At 40.1% G+C, this 8538-nt stretch carries 9 protein-coding genes; 3 read left to right on the top strand and 6 right to left on the bottom strand.

Annotated elements, in window-relative coordinates; all coding sequences use genetic code 11:
* Positions 1–371 precede the first annotated feature (371 nt).
* Positions 372–605, top strand: coding sequence for a hypothetical protein (locus tag JL57_RS28950; RefSeq protein ID WP_034145352.1), 234 nt, complete (start codon positions 372–374; stop codon positions 603–605).
* 51 nt (positions 606–656) lie between these two features.
* Here the strand turns inward: JL57_RS28950 and JL57_RS28945 are convergent, their stop codons facing one another.
* Positions 657–1997 (bottom strand): ATP-binding protein, encoded by a 1341-nt coding sequence (locus tag JL57_RS28945; RefSeq protein WP_034145351.1) that lies wholly within the window; start codon positions 1995–1997, stop codon positions 657–659.
* A 268-nt stretch (positions 1998–2265) separates the two neighbouring features.
* Positions 2266–2673, bottom strand: a complete 408-nt coding sequence (locus tag JL57_RS28940) for a RyR domain-containing protein (RefSeq protein ID WP_034145350.1) — start codon at positions 2671–2673, stop codon at positions 2266–2268.
* Here JL57_RS28940 and JL57_RS28935 point away from each other — a divergent pair.
* Entirely contained in the window at positions 2673–3038 is a 366-nt protein-coding gene (locus JL57_RS28935; RefSeq protein ID WP_034145349.1) for an ATP-grasp domain-containing protein, read from the top strand. The genes JL57_RS28940 and JL57_RS28935 overlap by 1 nt on opposite strands.
* A 472-nt stretch (positions 3039–3510) precedes the next feature.
* Positions 3511–4794 carry a helicase-associated domain-containing protein gene (locus tag JL57_RS28930; protein WP_291300726.1) on the top strand — a complete coding sequence of 428 codons (1284 nt, stop codon included), beginning with the start codon at positions 3511–3513 and terminating at the stop codon, positions 4792–4794.
* A gap of 28 nt (positions 4795–4822) precedes the next feature.
* On the opposite strand, the gene JL57_RS28925 is transcribed toward JL57_RS28930, so the two are convergent.
* The 4 genes from JL57_RS28925 to JL57_RS28905 all read right to left on the bottom strand — a co-directional run.
* Positions 4823–5140, bottom strand: a complete 318-nt coding sequence (locus tag JL57_RS28925) for a shikimate kinase (RefSeq protein WP_291300725.1) — start codon at positions 5138–5140, stop codon at positions 4823–4825.
* Between the two features lie 622 nt (positions 5141–5762).
* A complete protein-coding gene (locus tag JL57_RS28915; RefSeq protein ID WP_034145346.1) occupies positions 5763–7091 on the bottom strand; it encodes an SEC-C metal-binding domain-containing protein in 1329 nt (442 codons plus the stop codon).
* A gap of 43 nt (positions 7092–7134) precedes the next feature.
* Positions 7135–7575 carry a hypothetical protein gene (locus tag JL57_RS28910; protein WP_034145345.1) on the bottom strand — a complete coding sequence of 147 codons (441 nt, stop codon included), beginning with the start codon at positions 7573–7575 and terminating at the stop codon, positions 7135–7137.
* A 309-nt stretch (positions 7576–7884) separates the two neighbouring features.
* The coding region (locus JL57_RS28905; RefSeq protein ID WP_291300724.1) for a Druantia anti-phage system protein DruA at positions 7885–8538 on the bottom strand (654 nt) is incomplete at its 5' end.

Below are 8538 nucleotides of genomic sequence, written 5' to 3'. Positions count from 1 at the left end.
GATATCAGGGTGATTGACATGACCACCAACGATCTCTACGATCCGCCGGTGACGTAAGCAATTTGCCCACAGAAAAGGAGGCGCCTTTTGAACTGCACCCAGTTCTTTAGGTGCCTCATTCTTCGTTGTCTTCATTCTTTTGGAAAATCGAATTCTGTTGCGTCAGGTCAACGTAAGGATACTGATCTATTCATCTTATTTTTCTTTACTATGTAATTATTGTGGATTTCGTATTATCCGCTGTTGCAGTTGTTATGCTATAATCACACCATAATATGGAGAGTCGTACTTTATCGAATGTAGAATGGATTATTCAAGAATGATCCGGATAGTTTCATTAACCCGAGATCTATCTTACAAGGAGGAATATTATGAATCTCATACCACGGGTTGAATCTCAAAAATTGACTGCCTCTATTTGGGAAACACACACTCCATCCGAAAACAAACTTGAATTAATTGAGGGAGAGGCTTTATGGGGTGGCGCAGAAAGAGATCGATTATTAATGGCTCTCCTTTATAATGTAGGATTAAAACATTTGGTGGAAATCTTACCCTCTGAATCAAAGCAGAGTTTATGCCAACTATGTCAGGGGGAGGCTTAATCCAGTTGTTCTCTAATTTCTCTTGGTATGTGACAGGGAAAAGACCTAACGTTATGCCCGTGGGGAAGGTTTCCATAAAATCATAGTTTCCTTTAAAATATTGGATAAAACATTAATTGCATATAATGGCACATTCGTTAACCATTCTTCATGTCTGTAATCCGACATTGATGTGCGGATTGCATACTTCGGCTGATACTTTTGACAGAAACTCTTTAGGCTTTTAGCCTGGAGGTTTTCTGCGGCTTTAACCTCAAGAGGCACAATATTCATTTCACTTTGGAATATAAAATCGATTTCTGCACTAGCCTTTTCTGCGGACCAGTAATAAGGCGTTATTTCTCGACTGGCTATAAGCTGCTGTAGTACGTATTGCTCGGTTAAGGCGCCTTTATACTCTTCAAATAGTTTGTCCCCCTCAAGCAACGATTTAATATCAAGTTCACTCATTGCACCGAGCAATCCAACGTCAAGAACAAATAGTTTAAACGCATTGAAGTCTTGATAAGCTCTGAGTGGCATGTCGGGCTTTGTGACTCTGCTTATCTTATAGATTAATCCGCAGTCGATTAGCCAAGTCATGGCGAGCTCATACTCTCTGGCTCTTGCGCCTTGCCGAATAAGGCCGTATATAAATTTACGATTTTCCTTAGCAAGCTGAGCAGGCGTCGAGCTCCATAACATTCGGATTCGTGGCACCGCTTCGTTGGGAGCATGCTTGGAAAAATCCTGTTCATAGGCCATCAGTATTTCCTTTTGCAGTTGACGTACTTTGCCATAATCAGAGGCTTCGATGAACGACGCAACAACTGCTGGCATGCCACCGATATAATAATACTGTTTTAACAAATCTATATACTTACCCTTAAAGCTTGTTATCAAACTAAAATCTTTGCTTTCGAGTAATTTTACTAATTCGTCGTTACCCATAGCGCTTAAGAATTCCAAAAAATCCAAGGGATATAAGTCCAGAAATTCCACTTTCCCAACAGGAAATGATGTACCAGGATGGAGTGCCACGCCAAGCAATGACCCTGCGGCAATAATGTGATATTCAGGTGTATTTTCACAGAAATATTTAAGTGAGGTCAAGGCGCTCGGCACTTCTTGAACCTCATCGAAAATGATCAAGGTGTTTTGTGCCTCAATTTTAACACCAGTCTCAATTTGCAGTGCTGTGATGATTCGTTCTATGTCAAAATTGCCACTGAATAAGCTTTCCATGCGCTCATTGTTGTCAAAATTTATGTAGGCATATTTCTCATAATTAGTTTTGCCAAATTCCTTCATCAGCCATGTCTTACCGACTTGTCTGGCACCTCTAATAATTAGTGGTTTTCTATCCTTTGAATTTTTCCAGCTGACCAAATTGTCCATCGATCTCCTAAACATAATATCACCTCTCGCTCCTAAGATACCCATATAATACCATATAAAACCACAATTGTCGAACGACTATTGTTAGATATCTACAATTTTACAATGGACTTATCGTCTTTCGACTTGATTTCCGTGCGCACCGCAGCGGGCAGAGGAAATTTTATTGTGCTACTATGTAGACAAACTATCTTTCGATGAATCAAGGGAGTACATATGACAGCTAGACATCTAGGTTACAACAAAAAGATAATTTCTATAGTTTCAATCTTGGTTACCCCATTTAGTTTGAATTTGCCAGGATTTCTGGCCAAAATTTAATCGTTACAATTAACTCATTTCTGTTATTGTCGGATAATTTTTTCCAAGGTACTAGTAAAGGGTGTAATTTTCTCTCTTCATCGATAATAGTATCTAGTTTCCATCCAGCTTCCTTTTTTTGAAGTAACCAACGTTCATGTTCGTATTCAGCTAAAGCAATTAATTCACGTTCTGTAAATGTTACAGCTTCGAGTTTTTCCTTAACAGAGATAATATCGTAATCGATCCTATGCAAAGCTTCAGGAATATGCTTTATTTGTTCGTAGATAGACTCTTTCTGTTCATTACAAAGAGTTTCCCATGATTTTATGCAATTTGATTTTGATTCATTCTTATCTATGTTGAGCAAAGTATGCCTATGAAGATCCATTGCAAGACTTTCAAATTTCTCACTATGTGGAACCTTTCCCTTCAGGCAAAGGTCTCGGACTTTATGGAAGGCCGCAAATAAGTCCTTTAATGAAAGAGATTTATCCACATTTCTTATTCAGAGAAGTTTCATTTGACCAGCTATCAAAAGTTGATACGAGCAAGATTATTAAACCATTTATTATCAAGCCTGCAATTGGTTTTTTTAGCATGGGAGTATATAAGGTAAGCGAAGATAATGAATGGAAATCAGTTATAGGTTTGATTCAAGATGAAATGGAAAAAGTCAAAGGATTATATCCGATTGAAGTTATGAATTCCTCAAAGTTTATTATTGAAGAGTATATTGAAGGTGCAGAATATTGACTACCAAGGAGCCCCTTATCCATCGTGTGCTCGATATAGGGCTCTTTTTGACGAATTGATCACAGCATTGGTGATCGTCATGCGTTCGATAATCTCCCCGCCAAACGAGTGTTCCACTTCGACGTCTTATTATTGCGTACGTGTCGGGGGGACGGGGTTACTGACAACTTTCAAGGTTGTCAGTAACCCCGTCCCCTTGTCAACCCCCTTGTCAACCTTGATCTCACCAACCTCTTGAGAAGCCATTCGAGACTTGGCGATCGAATCACTTCATCAATAAACAAGAGGCACGGCGACTGACCAGCAGTCTCAAATATTAAATGTAGATTAGCCGCGGTTTCTCCTTCTCTTTCGCAGGAGATTCACGTATCGTGTTGAATTAACTATTGGGTTAAGCATAGGCACCGGTTTTCAATGTAAGTAATGGTTTCAGATGGGATTAGCCAGAATAAGTACTTTTTAGGAGAGATGAATGGTGGCAAAATCAAAGACACTAGGGAAAACCCGTCCCCAGGCGGCCTATTTCGAGAAAATGAGCGCAGCGGAGCTACTCCTTTTTGCGTATACGGCTTTCGAATGCGTCACCAGTTCTAGATTAGAGGACTTTAGTAATCACCTACACGAAAAAATCAGGAACAGAATGCCATCTAACTCCAGTTACCCCGAAGCTCTTAGATCTTTAACCAAATGGACTAACAGCGGCCTATTGGAACGGTACGGCGATTCAGTCCTATTTTCGTTTGCAGATGGCCTTCACCAGTCTTTTTGGAATTGGGTTGGTGGAAATGCGGATTTAGCAGCCGACGATGCAGAACTTGATACATTCTTTAGCGCTAATTTGCTCTGTACCTTGGATAATATGTTTGTTCACCTGCTTACCTCTATCCAAGCACCACTAATCCTAGCCCAGTTATGTACTGATTTTATGTCGACCCAACCGATTGGCTTCTTTCTTATGCTTCCGGTCCTAAAGCATCGCAGCGGTTGGACCGAATGGATGGAAACAGCCGGTTGCCTGCTCAGTGATAACGATGAGGTTGACAATGTGTACGATCTTGACGAATGTAAATTTAATATCTTTGAACCATTACGCTGGATGGGTCTCTTGGATTGGTGCCCAGTGGATCATGATGTTTCAGTGCGATCAACTCCCCTAGGGCGGTTAGTATTCTCTAAACTACTGAGCGGGGCAACATCACAACAAAACAGTACCTTGAAGGATATTCTCTCAGAGATCTACCCTATGGACGGGCCAGACACCCTTCTTATCCAACCCAACTTTGAAGTGATGGCAACGCGAGGAACGTCTTGGAACACCCGCTGGCAACTCAGCCAATTTGCGACATTGGAGTGTCAGTATCCCGATTACAAATACCGCTTTGATAAAACGTCTCTCCTAGAAGGAATGAAAAAAGGGCTCACAGTAGACAAAGTATTGGATTTTCTAAATAAGTACAGTCCCCGTGAAGTACCGGAAGAAGTCCGCCTTACATTAGAAATGTGGGAACGTTCCTTCGGTCAGGCAGTCATTCTGCAACTAACTTTGTTGGAGTGCGCCACTCCGAAACTGGCAGCAACCATCGGAAACGCGCGCAAATACCAAGATTATGTGCTAGGCTTTTATAGTCCAACTGCCCTTATCGTGCGTGATCCGGAAAAACTACGTCAACTCTTGGAGAAACAAGGGATCTTTCTTAGACCAGACTGGCTCGACGGCGAGCAGGTCGCAGAAGGACAGCACCACTTTACTAACTAATAATCCCTTTCCATTATCTCATCTCACTCTAATTGCAACGCAGCAACTGCCATTCTGATATATTCGTTACGGAATAAGTATTTTGAAGTCCCCAGTAGTACCCTTCTCTACACTCGGATACATAATCATCTGGGTTACTTGCAATGATTCTCTCTAACACCTCCGCAGCCTTTTTGCGATAGGCATCCATAGAAACGAATTCCGTTTGAAGTAACTCAATGGGCTTACCATAATACGATTCTACCTCACAATCTAAATCAAAGAACTTGTAATCTACTTCCTCTGCAAGCTGCTTATCAATCGTTGTTTTACTGACACAGCTTACCCCACTCAAAAAAATACGCATACTCGCTTCACCATTTTCAAAGGTTCCTTCATTCATCTAGTTCAATAGAGAGAACCACCTTCTAAGGTAAAATCCGTACCCACGCATTCTTATCCTGCATCAATAAGAACGGTTTAGTAGTTGCTAAAGCAGATTTGCATGTGGATATGAATGTCTGTTTTGAATGTAGGTGCTAAAGAAGTTTTTGTGCATGTGGATATGAATGTTTCGGAGGAACAGAGGGACATGAGAAAAGACCCCCGTTCAAGAGGTCTTTCTCGCGCACTCATGTGCATAAAGTTTTCAATTCCGACTCAATCTAAAACCAAAGATCAAAATAAGCATAACGTGTTGTTTGAGGATTTTAGGCGTGCATCTAATTATCTAATTCATCTTGAATGGTTTTGGGGATCTAAGGAGTCGCCCTCCATGGCGACTTCTGAGTATGGGGGTGACCAACTTCACTTAACTTCTAGCGGTTTAGTACAACAGGATGTTTATGATGTGGCGGCAGCTTTATTCAGTAGAGCGACTAGTGAGTGCCACTGACGATCCGTCCTTGAAGTGGATTATCTTTCTATTGGCTCCTAATGACGAAACCATGGCAGAGGAGGTGGAAAACATGGCCATCGTGGTACCAATGTCAGTCGAAAAGACGATCATTGCTAAGTTCACAGCATTTTTTGTATTTTTTCCCACTTCCGCAAGGACAGGGATCATTTCTCCCAATTTTAACAACTGTTATAGGAACTTTTTTCTCAACCGTGTTAAACGAAGGTTTTGGTTCTATCACAGTTTTTATAATATTACTAAAAGAGTACTCAAAAGCTTCCTTTTCTTTGATAAAGTCTTCCTCCTCGACTGAATCAGGCTTTGCCCATTGATGCAGATAATTATACTGCCATAATTCTTTGGCCCGTGCTTTGCTTATTTCAGTCTGAACACTTAAGATTTCCGTTATTGCGGAGTTATGAACACTAACAGAAATATAATCATATTTCTTCAGAAAATCATAGAAGTAGCTCATTCCCCAAGCTACACCAATTGCAGAGGCTGTATTAGTTGATAAAAATCCGAACCTACGATATATTTCATCACTATATGATTTCGGGTTAAGAGTAAAAATATCGTCAAAATCATCTCCTGGTTCATCCTCTTGATCTTCGTTAATCAAAATATCTAGTGCTTCAAACCAAATTAACGCTGCCGCTGGGAAGCTAACCTTCTTCTCTTCATACATGTATTTAAAAAATAGCAGCATTGTTTTAAACCAAAATCTAGTTCTGTCATTATTATAATCACTGATGTCTGGGTAGTCGCAAAAATGGTTAGCCAAAACTCGTTCGATTGTTTCTAATTCATCTTTGAACACAAACCCATATTTCTTGATGTATTTTATTATTTCAGGCTTATTAAGCGTCCCACCACTTATTAATGTTTGATGTATTTCTTGTATTTTTTCCATGTATATGAATCTTGCATAGTCACTACCCGCACCAGGCATTAATTCGTCAGTATCCGATATCTGGGGGTAAATGGTTAAAGCTACGTCCAAGGCAATGTCTGTGTAATTATAAAAAATAAGTTTATTAAAAACGTTGGTGAGAGAATCAATCGCACTTATTGGGTATTCTTTAAAGCTTATAAGATGTTTCTTTAAACCATCAAGATCGTGATTAAAGAGATAGTAATCGATAAAATAATTATCTACATAATATAAATCTTTACCAAACACTTGCTTTTGTGGCATGATCGCATCGTAAAGTTCGAGCATTTTATCATACTGTAGCTTGATTTCAAGTGAATGTAACTGGGTTATAAACACGTCCACAAAGTCAACTTCTTCCACGAACTCTTCAGTCAATGGATAACTAAACGTTTCTTTCAAAAACTCATTTCGCGCTAATAGATTAAGTGATCTAAAGTGTTCGTACCACTGGTTAGAATCATCTAATAATAGTTCTATAGACATAGCTTGATTTACACCCTTTCATCATCTATTTTACGGCAAATAACTAATCTCTTCCTTTTTGATTTTTCAGTTCTCTTTTGAAGATTTTATAATGCTTTTTTAGCCTCTGAACATAATCACTGTCTTTTAAGACTACATTCTTTATTACTTCTAGCAGTTCAGGTGCGTATTTTGTTTGCTTACTGGCCGAGTTTAAACTGGGACCTTGCAAAGCATTAATAACGCTATTGTCTTTTTCGCCGTACCACTTTTCATAAAACGCCTTATTTTCCCACCCATAACCTATGACTGCTACGGTGCTCTCTGCTTTTTCAGATACAATAGAGAACATTACTCTCCTGCAGTCACATTCTGGGTCTATACAATACATTTCCAACAGTCCATATCCACCTGATAAAGTACCTGAAGGTCTATTAATAATGATCTCTCTTGTTTCTCTCTCTGCTATCTCAGGAAAGTATTTTTCGAATAACTCAAAATGCATATTTTCCTACTCCTTAAATGTATTTAGTTAAATATCCCTTTACCTGGCGCTTCTCGCGCTATGATACATAGCTTCATCTCATTCAATGCCTAAAATGTAGCGAGTAGAGTCCTGGGGATGGATAACGGGGTTTGCGCAAATTTCTACTTTCCCTTGCGTCCCACGACTCCCTCTCCATCCAGAATTTCTGGTAAGGGATAGTCCAAACGATATTTTAGACAAGCATATAGTCTCACCATTGTCAATGCAGGTTTTTATGACCGGTCCGCAGGCATAGAGTCCATCCATGGTGACAGAAATTTGTCTGGTCTAGTCATCAGGATTCACCACCATGCAGGGCTTAATCCCTTTAAGGCAATCTTTGAAGTCATTTTGGAGGGGATACATGTAGATCGCCTTACGAGATAGGCTATACTCTCTTTCTCTATCCATTCTACCCCGACCTTGAGTTTCACCAAGATAGATCCAGTTCGAGGCTTTATAGCATGTGCCCGCAAAATGAGACGTGTCGACAAAGGTTTCTAAAAGCACGGGTGCATAACAATATTCGCGCAACCAGTCCTCTTGAAGCTGTTTTATCGCTAAGGATAATACCTTACTGGCCAGGTTTTTAACGTTAACCCAGGGAAGTATGAGAAATCGGCTGTTATTGACGATCAAATGCAAGCGTTGCTTTCTATCTTGGACATTCCAACCGATCCACTCATCCCGAGGGCTCAAGGCCCACGCGGATGCCGAAAACTGAAGACAGCCCAGGATCGTCTCTTTTGATTTAATAAAGTAGGCTAATTGAGCACCATAGACTTGTTTCTCACCGATCATGTGATAATCACTAATGTATCGTTTCCAAAGCTTCAACCCTATACCGGCTCTCGCAATTTCAAGATTTATTGGCAATAGGTCCTTTAATTCATCTGCGATCGGAGTGGTATCGATATTGAAGTCTGGTAGTTTTGAATTCCT

This window comes from Desulfosporosinus sp. BICA1-9 (assembly GCF_000802135.1).
The sequence above is the reverse complement of the archived record's forward strand: the minus strand, read 5'-3'. Positions and strand labels throughout refer to the sequence as shown.

What these genes read in the sequence shown, in the direction of transcription:
- JL57_RS28950 (WP_034145352.1), top strand. Translation starts at nt 372, where the DNA reads ATGAATCTCATACCACGGGTTGAATCTCAAAAATTGACTGCCTCTATT.
- JL57_RS28945 (WP_034145351.1), bottom strand. Translation starts at nt 1,997, where the DNA reads ATGTTTAGGAGATCGATGGACAATTTGGTCAGCTGGAAAAATTCAAAG.
- JL57_RS28940 (WP_034145350.1), bottom strand. Translation starts at nt 2,673, where the DNA reads ATGGATCTTCATAGGCATACTTTGCTCAACATAGATAAGAATGAATCA.
- JL57_RS28930 (WP_291300726.1), top strand. Translation starts at nt 3,511, where the DNA reads ATGGTGGCAAAATCAAAGACACTAGGGAAAACCCGTCCCCAGGCGGCC.
- JL57_RS28925 (WP_291300725.1), bottom strand. Translation starts at nt 5,140, where the DNA reads ATGCGTATTTTTTTGAGTGGGGTAAGCTGTGTCAGTAAAACAACGATT.
- JL57_RS28915 (WP_034145346.1), bottom strand. Translation starts at nt 7,091, where the DNA reads ATGTCTATAGAACTATTATTAGATGATTCTAACCAGTGGTACGAACAC.
- JL57_RS28910 (WP_034145345.1), bottom strand. Translation starts at nt 7,575, where the DNA reads ATGCATTTTGAGTTATTCGAAAAATACTTTCCTGAGATAGCAGAGAGA.